The organism is Phytopseudomonas seleniipraecipitans (assembly GCF_900102335.1).
In the GTDB taxonomy this organism is placed as follows: Bacteria; Pseudomonadota; Gammaproteobacteria; order Pseudomonadales; family Pseudomonadaceae; genus Aquipseudomonas; species Aquipseudomonas seleniipraecipitans.
In genome coordinates this window covers 99,839-119,791 of sequence record NZ_FNBM01000007.1, presented here as the reverse complement: position 1 = coordinate 119,791, position 19,953 = coordinate 99,839, and the positions used below count along the sequence as shown (strand labels likewise).

18 protein-coding genes are annotated in these 19,953 nt (G+C 61.0%); 13 read left to right on the top strand and 5 right to left on the bottom strand.

Going from position 1 to position 19,953, the window contains the following annotated elements:
- Positions 1–109 precede the first annotated feature (109 nt).
- Genes BLS60_RS15485 through rloA form a run of 3 tightly spaced genes read right to left on the bottom strand, consistent with a single transcriptional unit; the run spans position 110 to position 3,161 of the window.
- Positions 110–1,096, bottom strand: a complete 987-nt coding sequence (locus tag BLS60_RS15485) for an alpha-L-glutamate ligase-like protein (protein WP_070883077.1) — start codon at positions 1,094–1,096, stop codon at positions 110–112.
- A gap of 3 nt (positions 1,097–1,099) precedes the next feature.
- Complete coding sequence (gene rloB, locus BLS60_RS15480) at positions 1,100–2,626, bottom strand: osmotic stress tolerance membrane protein RloB (protein ID WP_070883078.1); 1,527 nt, start codon at positions 2,624–2,626, stop codon at positions 1,100–1,102.
- Between the two features lie 4 nt (positions 2,627–2,630).
- Positions 2,631–3,161, bottom strand: coding sequence for a retropepsin-like aspartic peptidase RloA (gene rloA, locus BLS60_RS15475; protein WP_070883079.1), 531 nt, complete (start codon positions 3,159–3,161; stop codon positions 2,631–2,633).
- A gap of 291 nt (positions 3,162–3,452) precedes the next feature.
- On the opposite strand from rloA, the gene BLS60_RS15470 reads away from it, so the two are divergent.
- The 5 genes from BLS60_RS15470 to prpF all read left to right on the top strand — a co-directional run bounded on the left by BLS60_RS15470 (position 3,453) and on the right by prpF (position 10,259).
- The gene (locus BLS60_RS15470; RefSeq protein WP_092369698.1) at positions 3,453–4,175 is read left to right on the top strand and encodes a GntR family transcriptional regulator; all 723 of its coding nucleotides are present in this window, start codon (positions 3,453–3,455) and stop codon (positions 4,173–4,175) included.
- Positions 4,172–5,059, top strand: coding sequence for a methylisocitrate lyase (gene prpB, locus BLS60_RS15465; RefSeq protein ID WP_092369694.1), 888 nt, complete (start codon positions 4,172–4,174; stop codon positions 5,057–5,059). The genes BLS60_RS15470 and prpB overlap by 4 nt, the downstream gene beginning before the upstream one ends.
- Positions 5,060–5,131: 72 nt before the next feature.
- Positions 5,132–6,259, top strand: a complete 1,128-nt coding sequence (gene prpC, locus BLS60_RS15460) for a bifunctional 2-methylcitrate synthase/citrate synthase (RefSeq protein ID WP_092369691.1) — start codon at positions 5,132–5,134, stop codon at positions 6,257–6,259.
- 61 nt (positions 6,260–6,320) lie between these two features.
- Positions 6,321–8,921: a Fe/S-dependent 2-methylisocitrate dehydratase AcnD gene (gene acnD / locus BLS60_RS15455; protein WP_092369688.1), complete on the top strand. Its 2,601-nt coding sequence runs from the start codon at positions 6,321–6,323 to the stop codon at positions 8,919–8,921.
- A 150-nt stretch (positions 8,922–9,071) separates the two neighbouring features.
- Entirely contained in the window at positions 9,072–10,259 is a 1,188-nt protein-coding gene (gene prpF, locus BLS60_RS15450) for a 2-methylaconitate cis-trans isomerase PrpF (RefSeq protein WP_092369685.1), read from the top strand.
- A 21-nt stretch (positions 10,260–10,280) separates the two neighbouring features.
- On the opposite strand, the gene BLS60_RS15445 is transcribed toward prpF, so the two are convergent.
- Entirely contained in the window at positions 10,281–10,919 is a 639-nt protein-coding gene (locus BLS60_RS15445; RefSeq protein WP_092369682.1) for a LysE family translocator, read from the bottom strand.
- Between the two features lie 19 nt (positions 10,920–10,938).
- Positions 10,939–11,757, bottom strand: a complete 819-nt coding sequence (gene ppsR / locus BLS60_RS15440) for a posphoenolpyruvate synthetase regulatory kinase/phosphorylase PpsR (RefSeq protein WP_092369679.1) — start codon at positions 11,755–11,757, stop codon at positions 10,939–10,941.
- Between the two features lie 177 nt (positions 11,758–11,934).
- Here ppsR and ppsA point away from each other — a divergent pair, with 177 nt between their 5' ends.
- The 8 genes from ppsA to BLS60_RS15400 all read left to right on the top strand — a co-directional run bounded on the left by ppsA (position 11,935) and on the right by BLS60_RS15400 (position 19,942).
- Positions 11,935–14,307, top strand: coding sequence for a phosphoenolpyruvate synthase (gene ppsA / locus BLS60_RS15435; RefSeq protein ID WP_092369676.1), 2,373 nt, complete (start codon positions 11,935–11,937; stop codon positions 14,305–14,307).
- 110 nt (positions 14,308–14,417) lie between these two features.
- The gene (locus tag BLS60_RS15430; protein WP_092369673.1) at positions 14,418–15,422 is read left to right on the top strand and encodes an alpha/beta fold hydrolase; all 1,005 of its coding nucleotides are present in this window, start codon (positions 14,418–14,420) and stop codon (positions 15,420–15,422) included.
- Between the two features lie 92 nt (positions 15,423–15,514).
- A complete protein-coding gene (gene rraA, locus BLS60_RS15425; RefSeq protein ID WP_070883089.1) occupies positions 15,515–16,000 on the top strand; it encodes a ribonuclease E activity regulator RraA in 486 nt (161 codons plus the stop codon).
- 48 nt (positions 16,001–16,048) lie between these two features.
- The gene (locus tag BLS60_RS15420; protein WP_092369670.1) at positions 16,049–17,044 is read left to right on the top strand and encodes a zinc transporter ZntB; all 996 of its coding nucleotides are present in this window, start codon (positions 16,049–16,051) and stop codon (positions 17,042–17,044) included.
- A 54-nt stretch (positions 17,045–17,098) separates the two neighbouring features.
- Positions 17,099–17,347: a CrfX protein gene (locus BLS60_RS15415; RefSeq protein ID WP_070883091.1), complete on the top strand. Its 249-nt coding sequence runs from the start codon at positions 17,099–17,101 to the stop codon at positions 17,345–17,347.
- Position 17,348: 1 nt separating this feature from the next.
- Entirely contained in the window at positions 17,349–18,173 is an 825-nt protein-coding gene (locus tag BLS60_RS15410) for a mechanosensitive ion channel family protein (protein WP_070883092.1), read from the top strand.
- A gap of 90 nt (positions 18,174–18,263) precedes the next feature.
- Positions 18,264–18,854, top strand: coding sequence for an RNA polymerase sigma factor SigX (gene sigX / locus BLS60_RS15405; protein ID WP_070883093.1), 591 nt, complete (start codon positions 18,264–18,266; stop codon positions 18,852–18,854).
- Positions 18,855–18,961: 107 nt separating this feature from the next.
- Positions 18,962–19,942 (top strand): OmpA family protein, encoded by a 981-nt coding sequence (locus tag BLS60_RS15400; RefSeq protein WP_070883094.1) that lies wholly within the window; start codon positions 18,962–18,964, stop codon positions 19,940–19,942.
- Positions 19,943–19,953 lie beyond the last annotated feature (11 nt).

Genomic DNA, 19,953 nt, shown 5'->3' with positions numbered 1-19,953 from the left:
TGCGGGCTCCAGAGCATGTGGATGTGAGAGGCGATGGTAGCAAATCTTGGGAGGCGCTAGCGGCAGCAGTGCGGGCTGCTGCCGAACGCCGTCGGCAGCAGAACAGGGCTCAGATCTCGACGGCTGGGATGTGGCCGAACAGCTCTTGTGAGAAGCGCATGCGCTCTTCAGCGTTTTCCTGAATGCCTTTGGCAGCCAGCTCTTCCAGGCGCGCTTCCACCGCATGGGCACGGTGGGTGAGGCCGCAGTCGTTGGCGATCTGAATGTTCAGGCCGGGGCGGGCGTTGAGTTCGAGAATCAACGGGCCCTTGTCCTGGTCCAGCACCATGTCCACGCCGATGTAGCCCAGGCCACACAGCTCGTAGCAGCCGGCGGCGAGCTTCATGAAGCCGTCCCAGTTCGGCAGTTGCACGCCATCCACTGCGTTGGTGGTGTCCGGGTGTTTGCTGATCTTGTTGTTCAGCCAGGTGCCACGCAGGGTGATGCCGGTAGCCAGGTCCACGCCCACACCGATAGCGCCCTGGTGCAGGTTGGCCTTGCCACCCGACTGGCGGGTCGGCAGGCGCAGCATGGCCATGACCGGGTAACCCATCAGTACGATGATGCGAATGTCGGGCACGCCTTCATAGCTGATGCTCTTGAAGATGCTGTCGGGAGTGACCCGGTATTCGATCAAGGCGCGATCCCGGTGACCGCCTAGCGAGTAGAGGCCGGAGAGAATGCTGGAGATCTGTTGCTCGATTTCATCGTAGCTGACGATCTTGCCCGATACCGTCTTGAAGCGATCCTCGAAGCGGTCGGCGATCACCAGGATGCCATCGCCACCCGCGCCCTGCGCTGGCTTGACGACGAAATCGCTGCGCTCGCCGATGATCGTCTTGAGGTTATCAATTTCCTTTTCGGTAGAAATCACCCCGTACATTTCCGGCACGTTGATGCCGGCTTCGATAGCCCGCTCTTTGGTGATGATCTTGTCGTCGACAATCGGGTACAGGTGCCGTTTGTTGTACTTCAGCACATAGTCCGCGTTGCGTCGGTTGATACCCATGATGCCTTTGGCTTCGAGAGCTTTCCACGTCTTGATCAGACCGAACATGGCTTAATCCTTCAAAAAGGCTTTGAAGCGGAACAGCTCGGTCAGGCGGTAGCCGCGATAGCGACCCATCGCCAGCATGAAGCCCACCAGGATCAACAGAATCGCCGGGAAGGTGAATACGAAGTAGACCAGTTCCGGCACGCTCATCAGCAGGTGCGCCAAGGTCGCGGCGATCAGTGTGCCAATGGCGACCTTGAAGGCATGGCTGCCGCCGCGCTCTTCCCAGGTGATCGACAGGCGCTCAATGGTCATGGTCAGAATCACCATCGGGAACAGCGCGACGGACAGGCCGCGTTCCAGGCCTAGCTTGTGGCTGAACAGGCTGATGGTGGCGATCAGCACGACCACGAAGGTCAGCACCACGGATAGGCGCGGCAGCATCTGCAGTTTCAGGTGTTCAAGGTAGGAACGCAGCGACAGGCCGAGCGCAGTGATCACCGTGAACAGGAATATACCGAAACCCAGTTGCGTCTCGCGGAAGGCCAGGGCGATCAGCACTGGGGTGAAGGTACCCAGGGTCTGCAGGCCGCCAAGGTTACGCAGGATCAGGATGACCAGCACGCCGATCGGGATCATGACCATGATCATGAAGGTCTGCTGGGTCTGCAGCGGCAGGCCGTACAGCGAGTATTCCAGGAAGTCGGCGTCGGTGTTTTCGTCGGTCAACTGAGCGAGGCGAATGGCGTTCATCTCGCTGTTGTTGAGGGTGAAGGTGGTAGTCGCCTGGCGGCCACCATCGAGGGTAATCAGCGGTTCGTCACCGGTCCACCAGACCAGGCGATCCTGCGGCAGGCCCTGCTCGCCGGTTTCCGGGTTGAAGTACAGCCAGCGGTCGCCGTTGAAGCTGCGCAGCCACAGTTCCGGGCTCTGCTGGATGTCGGCGGCCAGGCGAATGGTGTGTACGCGCTCCATCGGCACGTGGGCGATGGACAGCAGCAACTCGACCGCTTGGGCCTTCTTGGTGGTCGAAGCGTCACCGCCCAGTAGCAGCTTGGCGTTGTCATCATTGGTGTTGTTGACGCGTTTGATGGTCTCGCTGATGAACGTCTCGACGTCGGCCGAGTGCTGGCGAATCGGCGCCAGCAGCGCTTCGGCGGCGATCTTCTCGGGGCCTTCGACTGGAATGCTGTCACGGAAGATCGGGCCCTTGGCCTTGGCCTGCTCGCCGCTGTAGCGCTTGGTCAGCACCAGGCGATAGTAGAGGGTCTGCTTGCCGCTGGCGCGGCGCGCTGACCACGTCACCTTGCGGTTGCTGTCAGCACGATTGACGCTCACGCCGTAGTTGTTGGAGATGAAGCTCTCGTTGAGGCTGACGTAATCCTGATTCAACGGCGGCACGAACATCTGCAGCTTGATCGGATCGCGACCATTGGCCTGAAACTCTACGCGGGTGTCGATATTCCACAGGTCGTCGGTTTCGTCGCTGCTGACCGGGATGCCGAGCACGAATATCTGATAGGCCGTAATCGCGATCCCCAGGCTCACCAGGATGGTGATGAGGACTTTCAGGTGCAGGGTGAGAGAGCGCATGGGATTACTCGCCGGATTTTGCGGTGGCACAGGCAGGTTTCCCCGCTGCGTATTTCAAACTGGGGTCGACCAGGGCATCGAAGCGCTTGAGCGCATCAGAGCCGATCAACAGCGGATACTGGAAGGCGCTGCGGTCAGTGAGGTTCACCTCGATCTGGCGCCTGGCGCCGCCCATGCACACGTCCAGCTCGATCACTGGACGTGCCGTATAGCTCTTCTCGTCATCGGAATCCACGTCACCGGCACGCCGCTTGATCTTGCTGATACGCGCCAGTGGCCGCTCGATCGGATGGGCATGAGCATCGTCGATCGCCAGGTAAAAGCGCACCCAGCGCTCGCCGTCACGCTTGAACCGCTCGATATCGCGAGCGCTGAGCGATGCGGTCTGGGCACCGGTGTCGAGTTTGGCGGCCACTTCAACGTCGATGTCGAGGCTGACGTACTCATTCAGGCCATAAATGGTCTTGTCGGCCGCAGCAGCGAGGCCGGGCACGATAAGAAGGCAGCAAAGCAGGGGGAGGGATTTGAGTCTCATAAAACCTGTCGGGTGGATCGCGATCGGTAACGCGAATCTGGCCGGGGCCGTGGTTCGCTGGCGTGGAGTCTAGCAGGCGCCCCGGGACACCCCTTCCAGGCGTTGAATGGCGCGCATTCTATCATGGGGTTTTTCTGTGGTGACAGACGCTTATAGGTCTTTGTCCATCTGCTTTGAAAGGGCGAGTTGCCAATTCATTAAGATTTATTGTCGACAGTGTTGGTTTTTATTGAGTAATTCGGCCTGATTGGCTAGGGTTGTTGCAAGTTTTTCTGGCTAAGTGTCGACAATATGCAAGCGAGCAGCACCCCGACAATAGACGCCGTAGAGGATGCGGGCACGCGCGCCGAGCATGTGTTTCGTCGTATCCAGGCTGCTATTGTCAAAGGCGAGATTGCCCCGGGCAGCAAGATTTCCGAGCCCGAGCTGGCGCGCACCTATGGCATCAGCCGCGGTCCGCTACGCGAAGCGATCCATCGCTTGGAAGGTCAGCGTCTGCTGGTGCGCATTCCGCATGTGGGCGCGCGGGTGGTCTCGCTCGATCGTGATGAGCTGATCGAGCTGTACGAAATTCGCGAGTCGCTAGAGGGCATGGCCTGTCGATTAGCCGCTGAGCGGATGACCCAGACGGAGATCGATGACCTGCGCCGTGTGCTCGACACCCATGAGCGCGATGAGGCCTTTCAGGCCGGTGTGGGCTATTACCAACAGGAAGGCGATTTCGACTTTCACTACCGAATCATCCAGGGCAGTGGCAACCGCACATTGGTCAAGATGCTCTGCGGCGAGCTCTATCAGCTGGTACGGATGTACCGCATCCAGTTTTCCGCCACGCCCAACCGGCCGCCCCAGGCGTTCGCCGAGCACCACCGGATTCTCGACGCCATTGCCGAGCGCGATGGCGAACTCGCCGAATTACTGATGCGCCGGCACATCGGTGCCTCCAAGCGCAATATCGAGCGCTATTACCAGAGCGCTCACCCCACCACCATCAAGACCCGAGGCACGTCATGAGTCAGACCACGCCAGGCCAGCGCTTTCGCGATGCGGTCGCCGCCGAGCAGCCGTTGCAAGTCGTCGGCGCCATCAATGCCAATCACGCGCTGCTCGCCAAGCGCGCAGGCTTCAAGGCCATCTACCTATCGGGCGGGGGCGTGGCCGCCGGCTCGCTGGGCATTCCGGACCTGGGCATCACCGGGCTGGATGACGTGCTGACCGACGTACGCCGCATCACCGATGTCTGCGACCTGCCGCTGCTGGTCGATGTCGATACCGGCTTCGGCAGCTCGGCGTTCAACGTGGCGCGTACCGTCAAGTCGATGATCAAGTTCGGCGCCGCCGCCATCCATATCGAGGATCAGGTTGGCGCGAAGCGCTGCGGCCACCGGCCGAACAAGGAGATCGTCTCGCAGCAGGAGATGGTCGACCGCATTAAAGCCGCGGTGGACGCGCGCACTGACGACAGCTTCGTGATCATGGCGCGCACCGATGCACTCGCGGTCGAAGGCCTCGAGGCTGCGCTGGATCGCGCTGCCGCCTGTGTCGAGGCAGGTGCCGACATGGTTTTTCCGGAGGCCATCACCGAGCTGCAGATGTACAAGACCTTCGCCGCCCGGGTGAGGGCACCGATACTCGCCAACATCACCGAATTCGGCGCTACGCCGCTGTTCACCACCGAGGAGCTGGCCTCGGCCGATGTCGCGTTGGTGCTGTATCCGCTCTCGGCATTCCGGGCCATGAACAAGGCCGCGGAAAACGTCTACATGGCGATTCGCCGTGATGGCACGCAGCAGAATGTCATCGACACCATGCAGACTCGCATGGAGCTTTACGAGCGCATCGACTATCACGCTTTCGAGCAGCACCTCGATGCGTTGTTTGCCCAGAAAAAGAGCTGAAACCCGTGCCGCTGATGAGGCGGCACGGAACGAATTGCACATCCGACAATTTCAAGAAAACGGGAGCGAGCAATGGCTGAAGCAAAAGTGTTGAGTGGCGCGGGCCTGCGCGGCCAGGTGGCCGGGCAGACCGAATTGTGCACCGTGGGCAAGACCGGCGCCGGCCTGACCTACCGTGGCTATGACGTACGCGAACTGGCGGCGGGGGCGATCTTCGAGGAGGTCGCCTACCTGCTGTTGTATGGTGAGCTGCCGACCCAGGCGCAGCTCGACAGCTACCTGCAGAAGCTGCAAGGCATGCGCGATCTGCCGGTAGCGCTCAAGGAAGTGCTGGAGCGCATTCCCAAGGATGCCCATCCCATGGACGTGATGCGTACCGGCGCCTCGGTGCTGGGCAACCTCGAGCCCGAGGCCAGTTTCGAGCAGCAGCGCGACAAGGCCGACCGGCTGCTAGGCGCCTTTCCGGCGATCATGACCTACTGGTACCGCTTCAGCCATCAAGGCCAGCGCATTGAGTGCAACAGCGACGAGGCGACCATCGGCGGTCATTTCCTGTCGCTGTTGCACGGCAAGAAGCCCAGCGAGCTGCATGTAAAAGTGATGAACGTGTCGCTGATTCTTTATGCCGAGCACGAATTCAATGCCTCAACATTCACCGCGCGGGTCTGCGCCTCGACGCTCAGTGACATTTTCTCCTGCGTCACAGCGGCCATCGGCTCACTGCGCGGGCCGCTGCATGGCGGCGCTAACGAGGCGGCGATGGAAATGATCCAGCGCTTCACCTCGGCAGAAGATGCCACCGCCGGCACCTTGGCGATGCTCGAGCGCAAGGACAAGATCATGGGTTTCGGGCATGCGATCTACAAGGAGTCCGATCCCCGCAACGAGGTGATCAAGGGCTGGAGCAAGACGCTGGCCGATGAAGTCGGCGACACGCTGCTGTTTTCCGTCTCCGAGGCGATCGACCGGGTCATGTGGGAGCAGAAGAAACTGTTTCCCAACGCCGACTTCTACCATGCCTCGGCGTATCACTTCATGGGCATTCCGACCGCGCTGTTCACGCCGATTTTTGTCTGCTCGCGGGTGTCCGGGTGGACGGCCCACGTGTTCGAGCAGCGCGCCAACAACCGTATCATCCGCCCGAGCGCCGAATACACGGGGGTCGAGCAGCGCGCCTTCGTCCCCGTGCAGCAGCGTTGAACCGATAGAGAGAGCGGGCCGCAACAGGCCCGCCAATCACTACTGTGACCGAGTCCCTGATATGAACAGTGCCAACCGCAAGCCTCTACCAGGTACCACGCTGGAATTTTTCGATGCCCGCGCGGCGGTCGATGCCATCCAGCCCGGCGCCTACGCCACGCTGCCATACACCTCGCGGGTGCTGGCGGAAAACCTGGTGCGCCGCTGTGATCCCGACACGCTTACTGCCTCGCTGAAGCAACTGATCGAGCGCCGCCGCGACCTGGATTTCCCCTGGTACCCGGCGCGTGTGGTGTGCCATGACATCCTCGGGCAGACCGCGCTGGTGGATCTGGCCGGGCTGCGTGACGCGATCGCCGACAAGGGCGGCGATCCTGCTCAGGTCAACCCGGTGGTGCCGACCCAGTTGATCGTCGACCACTCTCTGGCCGTAGAGTGCGGCGGTTTCGACCCGGATGCCTTCGCCAAGAACCGCGCCATCGAGGATCGCCGCAACGAGGACCGTTTCCACTTCATCGAGTGGACCAGGAAGGCCTTCAAGAACGTCGACGTGATCCCGCCGGGCAACGGCATCATGCACCAGATCAATCTGGAGAAGATGTCGCCGGTGGTGCAAGTACAGGGCGGGTTAGCCTTTCCCGATACTTGCGTGGGTACCGACAGCCACACGCCGCATGTCGACGCGCTGGGGGTGATCGCCATCGGTGTAGGTGGCTTGGAAGCGGAGAGCGTGATGCTCGGGCGGGCATCGTGGATGCGCCTGCCGGATATCATCGGCGTTGAGCTGACCGGTCGGCCACAGCCGGGGATCACCGCCACCGATGTGGTGCTGGCGCTCACCGAGTACCTGCGTCAGGCCAAGGTGGTCGGCGCCTACCTTGAGTTCTACGGCGAAGGCGCGGCGGCGCTGACCCTGGGTGACCGCGCGACCATTTCCAACATGACCCCGGAGTTCGGCGCTACCGCCGCGATGTTCGCCATCGACCGGCAGACCATCGAGTACCTGAAGCTGACCGGCCGTGACGACGAGCAGGTTCGCCTGGTGGGAATCTACGCCAAGGCCACCGGCCTGTGGGCTGGCGATCTGGCCAGCGTCGAGTACGAGCGCGTGCTGAGCTTCGATCTGTCCAGCGTGGTGCGCAACATGGCCGGCCCGTCCAATCCGCACAAGCGCCTGCCGACGTCGGCGCTTGCCGAGCGTGGCGTTGCCGGTGCGTGGGATGAGGTGCCCGGGCAGATGCCCGATGGCGCGGTGATCATCGCTGCCATTACCAGCTGCACCAACACCAGCAACCCGCGCAACGTGATCGCAGCCGGGCTGCTGGCGAAAAAAGCCAATGAGCTGGGCCTGATACGCAAGCCCTGGGTCAAGTCGTCCCTGGCGCCAGGGTCGCGGGCGGTGCAGTTGTACCTCGAGGCGGCCGGCCTGCTGCCGGAGCTGGAAAAACTCGGCTTCGGCATCGTCGGGTTTGCCTGTACCACTTGCAACGGCATGAGTGGTGCGCTGGACCCAGCGATCCAGCAGGAAATCGTCGACCGCGATCTGTACGCCACCGCGGTGCTGTCCGGTAACCGCAACTTCGACGGGCGCATCCATCCGTACGCCAAGCAGGCGTTCCTGGCTTCGCCGCCTTTGGTGATCGCCTATGCGATTGCCGGTACCATTCGCTTCGATATCGAGAAGGATGTGCTGGGCGTGGTCGATGGCCGCGAGATTCGCCTCAAGGACATCTGGCCGGCCGATGAGGACATCGACGCCGTGGTGGCCGCCAGCGTCAAACCGGAGCAGTTCCACCAGGTTTACATCCCGATGTTCGCCATACAGCCGGACAACGGCGAGCGCATCAGCCCGCTGTACGACTGGCGGCCAATGAGCACTTACATTCGCCGTCCGCCATATTGGGATGAAGAGGGGGAGGGTGCGCTGGCCGGGGTGCGCACGCTCACCGGCATGCGCCCGCTGGCGGTGCTGCCGGACAACATCACCACCGATCACCTGTCGCCTTCCAACGCCATCCTCGCGAACAGCGCGGCAGGCGAGTACCTGACGAAGATGGGCCTGCCTGAGGAGGATTTCAATTCCTACGCCACCCACCGCGGCGACCACCTCACGGCCCAGCGCGCCACCTTTGCCAACCCGCAGTTGGTCAACGAAATGGCGGTGGTCGACGGCCAGGTAAAGAAGGGCTCGCTGACCCGCCTGGAACCGGAAGGCCAAGTATTGCGGATGTGGGAAGCCATCGAAGCCTACATGCAGCGCAAGCAGCCGCTGATCATCATCGCTGGCGCCGATTACGGCCAGGGCTCGTCCCGCGACTGGGCCGCCAAGGGCGTGCGTCTGGCGGGGGTCGAGGCCATCGCCGCCGAAGGTTTCGAGCGTATTCACCGCACCAACCTGATTGGCATGGGCGTGCTGCCGCTGGAGTTCAAGCCGGGCACCACGCGCCTGACCCTGGGCATCGACGGCAGCGAAACCTATGACGTGCTCGGTGAGCGCACGCCAGGTGCGCAGTTGACGCTGGTGATCACGCGGCAAAATGGCGAACGTCTCGATGTGCCGATGACCTGCCGGCTGGACACCGCCGAGGAAGTGTCGATCTATGAGGCCGGTGGCGTGCTGCAGCGCTTCGCCAAGGATTTCCTCGCAGGTGCAGTGGCTTGAACGTTCAGGCGACACCTGGGCTTCCCTGGGTCGCCCGGTATTGAATCAGTCGAGTGGGCGGCGCATGCGCCTCCCTACATGAATCCGCAGAGGCGCATCACCAGCGCGTGATGCATCGCTGGGCTTCCTCAACCAGCCAGGACGACAAGCATGGCGCAGCAACCGCAGATCAGAATCCCCGCCACCTACATGCGTGGCGGCACCAGCAAGGGTGTGTTCTTTCGCCTGGAGGACCTGCCCGAGCGATGCCAGGTGCCCGGCGAGGCCCGCGACCGGCTGTTCATGCGGGTGATCGGCAGCCCCGACCCGTATTCGGCGCACATCGACGGCATGGGCGGCGCCACGTCGTCGACCTCCAAATGCGTGATCCTGTCGGCAAGCAGCCGTGCTGGCCACGACGTCGACTATCTATACGGCCAGGTATCCATCGACAAAGCCTTCGTCGACTGGAGTGGTAACTGCGGCAACCTCTCCACGGCCGCAGGCGCCTTCGCCATTCATGCTGGGCTGATCGATCCCACGCGAATCCCCGACAACGGCATCTGCGTGGTGCGTATCTGGCAGGCCAATATTGGCAAGACGATCATTGCCCACATTCCGGTGAGCCAGGGCCAGGTGCAAGAAACCGGCGATTTCGAATTGGACGGAGTTACCTTTCCAGCTGCGGAAATCGTGCTGGAGTTTCTCGATCCGTCCGATGACGGCGAGGAGGGCGGTGCCATGTTCCCCACCGGTAATCTGGTGGACGAGCTGGAGGTGCCGGGTATCGGCACCCTCAAGGCAACGTTGATCAGCGCCGGTATTCCCACCGTGTTCGTCAACGCCGAGGATATCGGCTACCGAGGCACTGAGTTGCGCGACGACATCAACGCTGATCCGCAGCAACTCGACCGGCTCGAGAAGATCCGTATCGCGGGTGCCTTGCGCATGGGGCTGATCAACAGCGCCCAGGAAGCGGCGACCCGCCAGCACACCCCGAAGGTCGCCTTCGTCGCGCCGCCCATGCCTTATCGGTCTGCCAGCGGCAAAGCGGTCGAGGTGGCGGATGTCGACCTGCTGGTGCGGGCGGTGTCGATGGGCAAGCTGCACCATGCCATGATGGGCACTGCAGCGGTGGCCATCGGCACGGCGGCAGCCATACCTGGCACGCTGGTCAATCTGGCAGCGGGCGGCGGTGCGCGCAGCGCGGTGTGCTTCGGTCATCCGTCCGGCACCTTGCGCGTCGGCGCCGAGGCCCTTCAGGACGGCGGACAGTGGTCAGTGACCAAAGCCAGCATGAGCCGCAGCGCGCGGATATTGATGGAAGGCTGGGTAAGGTTGCCAGGCGACGCGTTCTGAAGCGTATCGCCTGACATGACTTCAGTGTTGCGTGGTGCCGATCAGCAAGCCGCCCGCGCTCATGAAGAATGCGCCGGTGGTGCGGTTCAGGCGCTGTGCACCCCGGCTGGTACGGATGAAACGACGAATTTGCCGGCCGAATAGGGCGTAGAACAGCGAGGCCGCGTATTCGGCAAGCAGGTAGGTCCCGCCCAGATAGATGAACTGCTCGATAGCTGGCTGGCCCGGCTTGATGAATTGTGGGAACACGGCCGCGAACAGCAGGATGGCCTTGGGATTGCTGATGCCGATCAGGAACTCCTGCAGCATCAAGCGGCTTATCCGCCGCTGGGGCTGCACGGCGGGTACTGCGCCGTCCAGATCCAGTCCGCTGAATTCCCGGCTGCGCCAGGCGCTGATGCCCAGGTACAGGAGATACAGCGCACCGATCCATTTGATCGCCGTGAACGCGGTTTCCGAAGCAAGCAGCATCGCGCCCAAGCCTACCGCGGAAATGCTCAGAAAAATCGCAAATGCCACGACTCGGCCGGTGGTGGCGAGTACCGCTGCGCCAATGCCGTGGCGAATGCCGTTGTTCATCGCGCAGAAGTTGTTTGGCCCTGGGGTCAAGGCGATCAGCAGGGCGACAGGGGCGAACAACACGGCATCGAACAGGGTCATGACGGCGCGTCCATAACGGTTATTTGAAGCGTCTTTCGACGCCTTTTTCCACCAAGATCTTGGCGGAAATTTCTTCGACGGAAAAGTGCGTAGAGTCGATGAAGTTGATCGACTCGCGGCGGAACAGGCTCTCCACCTCGCGTACTTCGAATTCGCATTGCGCATAGCTGGCGTAACGGCTGTTGGGCTTGCGCTCGTTGCGAATGGCCGTGAGGCGGTCGGGGTCGATTGTCAGCCCGAACAGCTTGTCGCGGTATTTCTTCAGCGAATCAGGCAGTTGCAGGCGCTCCATGTCATCTTCGGTCAGCGGGTAGTTGGCCGCGCGGATGCCATATTGCATGGCCATATAAAGACAGGTTGGCGTTTTGCCGCAGCGCGATACGCCAACCAGAATCAGATCGGCCTTGTCGTAGTAATGGGTGCGCGCGCCATCGTCATTGTCGAGGGCGAAGTTGACCGCCTCGATACGCTCCATGTAGTTAGCGTTATGAACGATGGAGTGGGATTTGCCCACCGAATAGGAGGAATGCGAATTCAGCTCCTGCTCCAGAGGCGACAGAAAAGTTGAGAAAATATCGATCATGAACCCGCGGGATTCGGCCAGGATATCGTGAATCTCCTGGTTGACGATGGTGGCGAAGATAATCGGGTTAGCGCCGTCCTTGTCAGCGGCGTTATTGATTTGTTGTACCATTGCCCGCGCTTTTTCCACGCTGTCGATATACGGCCGCGTGAGCTTGGTGAAGCCGATAGTCTCGAACTGTGCCAGCAGGCTTTGGCCCAACGCTTCTGCGGTGATGCCGGTGCCGTCGGAGATGAAATACGCGGTTCGTTTCATTGCGACAATGACCTATAAGCTGGGAACGAATCTTGGCTATGATAGGTCGGTTTTTTGCCGGCCCTGATTAGGTTGGCATTGTTACTTATTTTCCAGGGCCCGGCCATTGTCCCCCGGCGTTGCCACTGACATTCCCAGCCCCTTGAGCTTTTCCAACACTGAAGTGGAGAGATCACCTTGGCAGAGTACGTAGTTTCCCTCGATAAGCTCGGCAATCATGACGTCGAGCACGTAGGGGGCAAGAACGCCTCCCTTGGCGAGATGATCAGCAACCTGGCGGGGGCCGGCGTCTCGGTTCCTGGTGGCTTCGCCACTACGGCTCAGGCCTATCGTGATTTTCTCGAGCAGAGCGGGCTCAACGCGCAGATTCACGCAGCGCTCGATGCCCTGGATGTCGATGACGTCAACGCGCTGGCCAAAACCGGCGCGCAAATCCGTCAGTGGGTCATGGATGCTGAGTTCCCCAATGAACTCAACGAGCAGATTCGCACCGCTTTCGCGGCCATGGCCAATGGCAACGACAACATGGCGGTCGCCGTGCGCTCCTCGGCGACTGCCGAAGACCTGCCCGATGCCTCGTTCGCCGGCCAGCAGGAAACCTTCCTGAATATCCGCGGCGTGGAAAACGTTATCCGTGCGGCCAAGGAAGTTTTTGCCTCTCTCTTCAACGACCGCGCCATCGCCTACCGTGTGCACCAGGGCTTTGATCACAAGCTGGTCGCCCTGTCTGCTGGCGTGCAGCGCATGGTGCGTTCGGAAACCGGCACCGCCGGTGTGATGTTCACCCTCGACACGGAGTCGGGCTTCCGCGACGTGGTATTCATCACCGGCGCTTACGGCCTGGGTGAAACCGTGGTGCAGGGTGCGGTCAACCCTGACGAGTTCTACGTGCACAAGCACACGCTCGAGGCCGGGCGCCCGGCGATTCTGCGCCGCAACCTGGGCAGCAAGGCGATCAAGATGATCTACGGCGACGAAGCCAAGGCCGGCAAGTCGGTCAAGGTCGTCGATGTCGACCGCGCCGATCGCGCGCGCTTCTGCCTGAGGGACGCCGAAGTCACCGAGCTGGCCAAGCAGGCCATGATCATCGAAAAACACTACGGCCGCCCGATGGACATCGAGTGGGCCAAAGACGGTGACGACGGCAAGCTGTACATCGTTCAAGCCCGTCCAGAAACCGTGAAGAGCCGCGCCAGTGCCACGGTGATGGAGCGCTACCTGCTCAAGGAGACCGGCACTGTGCTGGTCGAAGGCCGCGCGATCGGTCAGAAGATCGGTGCTGGCAAGGTACGCGTGATCAACGACGTATCGGAGATGGACAAGGTTCAGCCCGGCGATGTGCTGGTGTCCGACATGACCGACCCCGACTGGGAACCCGTCATGAAGCGCGCCAGCGCGATCGTCACCAACCGTGGCGGTCGTACCTGCCACGCGGCGATCATCGCCCGTGAACTGGGCATCCCGGCGGTAGTCGGTTGCGGTAATGCAACCCACATGCTGCGCGACGGCCAAGGCGTCACCGTTTCCTGTGCCGAAGGCGACACGGGCTTCATCTTTGAAGGTGAGTTGGGCTTCGACATTCGCAAGAACTCGGTCGACGCCATGCCCGAGCTGCCGTTCAAGATCATGATGAACGTCGGTAACCCGGATCGCGCCTTCGATTTCGCCCAGCTGCCCAACGCCGGCATAGGCCTTGCGCGTCTCGAATTCATCATCAACCGCATGATTGGCGTGCACCCCAAGGCGCTGCTGAACATGGACGGCCTGCCACCGGAAATTCGGGAAAGCGTCGAGAAACGCATCGCTGGCTATCCCGACCCGGTGAGCTTCTACGTCGAGAAACTGGTCGAGGGCATCAGCACCTTGGCTGCAGCGTTCTGGCCGAAGAAAGTCATCGTGCGCCTCTCGGACTTCAAGTCCAACGAATACGCCAACCTGATCGGCGGCAAGCTGTACGAGCCGGAAGAAGAGAACCCGATGCTGGGTTTCCGCGGTGCCTCACGTTACATCAGCGAATCGTTCCGCGATTGCTTTGAGCTCGAATGTCGCGCGCTGAAGAAAGTCCGCAACGAGATGGGCCTGACCAACGTGGAGATCATGGTGCCGTTCGTGCGCACCCTGGGCGAAGCCAAGCAAGTGGTCGATCTGCTCGCCGCGAATGGCCTGGCGCGCGGCCAGGATGGCCTGAAGGTCATCATGATGTGCGAGCTGCCGTCCAATGCGATTCTCGCCGACGAGTTCCTCGAGTACTTCGACGGTTTCTCCATTGGCTCTAACGACTTGACCCAGCTGACGCTGGGGCTCGATCGTGACTCCGGCATCGTGGCGCACCTGTTCGACGAACGTAACCCGGCGGTCAAGAAGCTGCTGGCCAACGCTATCCAGGCCTGTAACAAGGCCGGCAAATACATCGGTATCTGCGGCCAGGGGCCTTCCGACCACCCAGACCTGGCCAAGTGGCTGATGGAGCAGGGCATCGAAAGTGTCTCGCTGAATCCGGATTCGGTGCTGGAAACCTGGTTCTTCCTGGCCGAAGGTCAGCAAAGCTGACCGGCACGATGTAAAAGGTGACCCGAGGGCAGGTTCTACCTGCCCTTTTTTATGGCCTGCCGCTAGGCGACCTGTCGCGATTGGCAGCCCGTTGTACCAGAGCGAAGACGATGCAAAGCAGTAGTGAATTGTTCCCCGTTGCGCTGATGAGTGCCGAGCTGCGCGGCGATCTGAGTGAAGACGTTTACCGCCTCAAACCCGGCAACAGCCCTGACTTCAGCGTGGAGTTGGCGCTGACCCGGCTGGGTATGGCGGGCCACGAAGACCTGCGTGGCCCGCCGGTCATCCTGCTCCACGGCAGCTTCTCGAACCGGCGTTTCTGGTACTCGCCCCGGTGCATCGGCCTGGCGCCGTATCTGGCGCGCGCCGGCTTCGATGTGTGGATTGCCGAGATGCGCGGCCATGGCTTGTCGCCGCGCAATCTGGCTTATCGCCACAACGCCGTAGCCGATTATGCGCGCTATGACCTGCCGGCTATCGGCGCATTCGTTGCTGAAATGAATCCGCAACCCGCGCATTGGATCGGTCATTCGCTGGGTGGCCTGACCCTGGCTGCCGCGCTCGGTGGCGGCTATCTGCAGCAGGCGCATGTCGCTGGTGTTGCAGTGTTCGGCGCCGAAGTCAGCCGCCGTTACTGGTCGCTCAAGGTCCCGCCGATCGAATGGCTGGCGCGGCTGCTGCTCAAGCGTTTCGCGGTGTTGTCCGGCTCGCGGCTCAAGCGCGGGCCTGAGGATGAGCCCATCGGTATCGCCCTGGAAACGCTGCGCTGGCATCGTCTGTTTGGCCGTTTCGGCGATGCCGAGCGTGACTGGTGGGCAGGCCTGAGTGAGGTGCACATTCCTGTGCTGGCGGTTGCCGGTGAGGGCGATCGCGAGTGTCCGCCGCCGGCGTGTCGTGCACTGTTTGAGCAGTTCGCCTCTGAAGATCGTCAGTTCATCAATCTGGCCCGCGCAGATGGCTTCCAGCAGGACTACGACCACGTGCAGATGCTGGTCAGCAAGCCAGCGCAGGATGAAGTCTGGCCGCTGGTGCGGCGCTGGCTCGACGGCGAGCGACAGATGACCGTTGCCACGCCGGGCGAAGAAAGCGGGGCGGCCATTCCTGCAACACCGTGATCCGGCTACCATTGCCCTCGCCGGCCGCTGCGCACATGCGCAGCGGCGCGGACTATGCTGCAGGCCTCGATCACCTATTCAGGAGCTTCGCCATGCAATACATCACGCCCGATCTGTGTGACGCCAACCCGGAACTGGTTAGCGTCGTGGAACCGATGTTCAGCAATTTTGGTGGCCGCGATTCGTTCGGTGGGCAGATCGTCACCGTCAAATGCTTCGAAGACAATTCGCTGGTCAAGGCTCAGGCCGATCAGCCGGGCGCTGGCAAGGTGCTGGTGGTCGATGGCGGCGCGTCCCTGCGTTGCGCACTGCTGGGTGACATGATCGCAGAAAAAGCGGCTAAAAACGGCTGGGAAGGCATGGTCATCTACGGCTGTGTACGTGACGTCGATGTGCTGGCGCAGACTCACCTCGGCGTTCAGGCGCTGGGCAGCCACCCGATGAAAACCGAAAAGCGCGGCCTGGGCGACCTCAATGTGGTGGTTACCTTTGGCGGCGTCACCTTCCGCCCGGGTGAATATGTATATGCCGACAACAACGGCATCATCGTCTCGCCGCAGGCGTTGCAAGTCGCCTAACCACTGCCGGCGGCCGCTCGGCTCCTGTAACCAATCTCCGGGGTATTGATGTACGAGGAAGACAACGCGCAGTGGGGCCTGGTGCACGGCTTCGTGCTGGATGGCAAGGGCGGTGCTCATGCGGTAGCCCGTGAACAACTTGACGCATTGCAATTGGAGGAGGGGCAGAGCCTTTGGCTGCACTGGGACCGCGGGCATCCGCAGACCCAGAGCTGGTTGCGCCGCGACAGCGGGCTGAACGAGTTTGCCTGCGATCTGCTGCTCGAAGAAAACACTCGGCCCCGTGCGCTGCCGTTGCCTAACGACGAGCTGCTGGTCTTTCTGCGTGGCGTCAACCTCAACCCCGGTGCCGAACCCGAAGACATGGTGTCGGTGCGTATCTTCGCCGAGGCGCGGCGCATTATCTCCCTGCGCCTGCGACCGCTGCGCGCCACCGAGGACTTGATCGACAGGCTGCAAGCCGGCAAGGGGCCGACTACGGCGTCCGAACTGGTGCTGCAGCTCAGCGATTACCTGACTGACAAGGTCGAGGACCTGGTCAGCGAGCTTAGCGAGTTGGTCGACGATCAGGAGGAGAAGGTCGATAACGACGAGCGCGCCTTGCCCGATCATGGTCTGTTGCTACAGATCCGCCGCCGCGCTGCAGGCTTACGGCGCTTTCTGTCGCCGCAGCGCGATATCTACGCCCAGCTGACTCGCAGCCAGTTGCCCTGGTTGACCCATGAAGATGGTCTCTACTGGAACGAGCTCAACAACCGTCTGCTGCGCTACCTCGAGGAACTGGAGCTGACCCGCGAGCGTATCGGCCTGTTGCTCGAGGCCGAGAACCGCCGGATGGACCTGCGCATGAACCGCATCATGTTTCGCTTTGGCATCATCACCTGCGTATTTCTGCCGATGAGCTTTCTCACCGGCTTGCTGGGTATCAATGTCGGCGGGATTCCCGGTGCCGACAGCTCGTACGGCTTTCTTGTCGCCTGCCTGTTGATGGTGCTGATCGGTGTCGGCCAATGGCTGTTGTTCCGACGCCTGCGCTGGCTCTGATGTGACTTGCCCTCCAGGCGCTTCGTCTAGCACAGACGTTCTGTGAGGTCTGCTATGCACGATCCATTTGAAGAATCTCTGCGTGATTTGCTGAAAGCCTCGTCCTCGCCATCTCGCGATGACGATGCCTGCCTGAACCGGGTGCTCAAGACCGCCAACCGCCAGGTTGGCGCTGGCGACCTGTTCGGCCTGATGGGGCACTGGGCCGGGGCCCTGATGCTTGCCCTCAACAACGGTTCATCCCACGTGGCCCCTGTGTCACGTCGCCGTGCTTCTGCTCGCTCTTCTGATAAGGCTGAATGAAATGGAACTTGATCCCTGGACACATAGCCTGGTCGCCGCGATGACGGCGCTGTGGACGAAAGTCGCCAGCTTCATTCCCAACCTGTTCGTGGCATTGGTGCTGGTGCTGCTCGGCTTCGTCGTTGCCAAGCTGCTCGATACGCTGCTCTCCAAGCTGCTCGGCAAGGTTGGCCTGGATCGCCTGATGGCGGGCACCGGCCTGACCAAGATTCTTGGTCGTGCAGGCTTTCAGGTGCCGGTATCGACGTTGATCGGCAAAATCGTCTACTGGTTCGTTCTGCTGATCTTCCTGGTCTCGGCGGCTGAATCGCTGGGGTTGGAGCGGGTGTCGGCGACGCTCGATGTACTCGCCCTGTATCTGCCGAAGGTATTCGGTGCGGCACTTATCTTGCTCGCAGGGGTGTTGCTGGCGCATTTGCTCAGTGGCCTGGTGCGCGGCGCTGCCGAGGGTGTTGGCCTGGATTACGCTCACGGCCTGGCGCGTTTGGCCCAGGGGCTGGTGATCATCATCAGTATCTCCGTGGCGATCGGCCAGCTGGAGGTAAAAACCGACCTTCTTAATAACGTCATCGCCATCGTGTTGATTTCGGTCGGTCTGGCCGTGGCGCTGGCGCTTGGCCTGGGCAGCAAGGAATTGGCCAGCCAGATTCTTGCCGGCATTTATGTGCGCGAGCTGTACCAGGTCGGTCAAGAGATCGAAGTTGGCGACGTTCAGGGACAGATCGAGGAGATCGGCACGGTGAAAACCACAGTGCTCACCGATTCTGGCGAAATGGTTTCGCTGTCCAACCGCGTGCTGCTCGAGCAGCGGGTAAAAAGCCGCTGAGGGGCCGTTTCTGCTACGCTACGCGCCCAGTCAGCAGCCTGGTAAATCAGGTGCTGGCTGTTTTCGTCCTGACCGTTGGCTCGATTTGCTTTGAACGCACCTCAATCACCGTCATTGCGCTATGACCCACGCGAGCTCTCCGACGAGGAGCTGGTAGCACGTGCTCATGATGAGTTGTTCCATATCACCCGCGCCTACGAAGAACTCATGCGCCGTTATCAGCGCACCCTGTTCAACGTATGCGCGCGATATTTAGGGAACGATCGAGATGCCGACGATGTCTGTCAGGAGGTAATGCTTAAAGTTTTATACGGCTTGAAAAACTTCGAAGGCAAGTCGAAGTTCAAGACCTGGCTCTACAGCATCACATACAACGAATGCATCACTCAGTACCGCAAGGAGCGTCGCAAACGTCGTTTGACGGATGCGCTGAGTCTGGATCCTCTGGAAGAAGCGTCGGAAGAAAAGGCGCCTAAGATAGAGGATAGCGGTGGCCTGGATCGCTGGCTCGTGCACGTGAACCCGATCGACCGGGAAATTCTAGTCCTACGTTTCGTAGCAGAGCTAGAGTTTCAGGAGATCGCAGACATCATGCACATGGGGCTAAGCGCCACCAAAATGCGCTACAAGCGTGCGCTGGACAGATTGCGGGAGAAGTTCGCAGGTATTACCGAAAGTTAGTTCGGTGCGGGCTTCCACTGGCATAGGTAAGTTTTTCTTAAAACTTACCGTAGACTTGCATGTCTATCTGCATGCAGATCAATCAATCATAGATGGGGATTTAACGGATGAAACTGAAAAACACCTTAGGCGTAGTCATTGGCTCCTTGGTAGCCGCTACCTCCATGGGCGTGCTGGCTCAAGGCCAAGGCGCTGTCGAGGTGGAAGGCTTTGCCAATCGCTATTTCACCGACACTCAGCGTGATTTCGCTCATGACGAAGGCAACCAGTTCGGCGCGAGCGTTGGTTACTACCTGACTGACGATGTCGAGTTGGCACTGTCGTACGGCGAGTACCACGATCTGCGCGGCGAAGGCGCTGCTGGCAGCAAGAACATCAAGGGCAACCTGACTGATCTGAAAGCTCTCTACCACTTTGGTCAGCCGGGCGTAGGCCTGCGTCCTTACGTTTCTGGCGGCGTTGGCCACCAGAGCATTGGCGACGCCAACAAAGGCGGTCGCGACACCTCCACCCTGGCTATCGTCGGTGGCGGTGCCAAGTACTACTTCACTGAAATGTTCTACGCCCGTGCTGGCGTTGAAACCCTGTACAACATCGACAAAGGTGACACCGAGTGGCAAGCCGGCGTTGGTGTCGGTCTGAACTTCGGTGGCAGCACCCGTCAGGTTGCCCAGGTTACTGAGCCGGCTCCAGAGCCGATGCCAGAGCCAGCTCCGGTTGTAGAAGAAGCCCCGCAAGTTGTTCGCGTTGAGCTGGACGTCAAGTTCGACTTCGACAAGGCTGCTGTTAAGCAAGAAAGCTACGGTGACATCAAAAACCTGGCCGACTTCATGAACCAGTACCCACAGACCAACACCACTGTTGAAGGTCACACTGACTCCGTCGGTACTGACGCTTACAACCAGAAGCTGTCCGAGCGTCGTGCAAACGCTGTTCGTGACGTTCTGGTCAACCAGTACGGCGTAGGCGCTGACCGCGTCAACTCCGCTGGCTACGGTGAGTCGCGTCCAGTTGCTGACAACGCTACTGAAGAAGGTCGCGCGATCAACCGTCGCGTAGAAGCTGAAGTAGAAGCCCAAGCCCAGTAATAGGCTTAGGC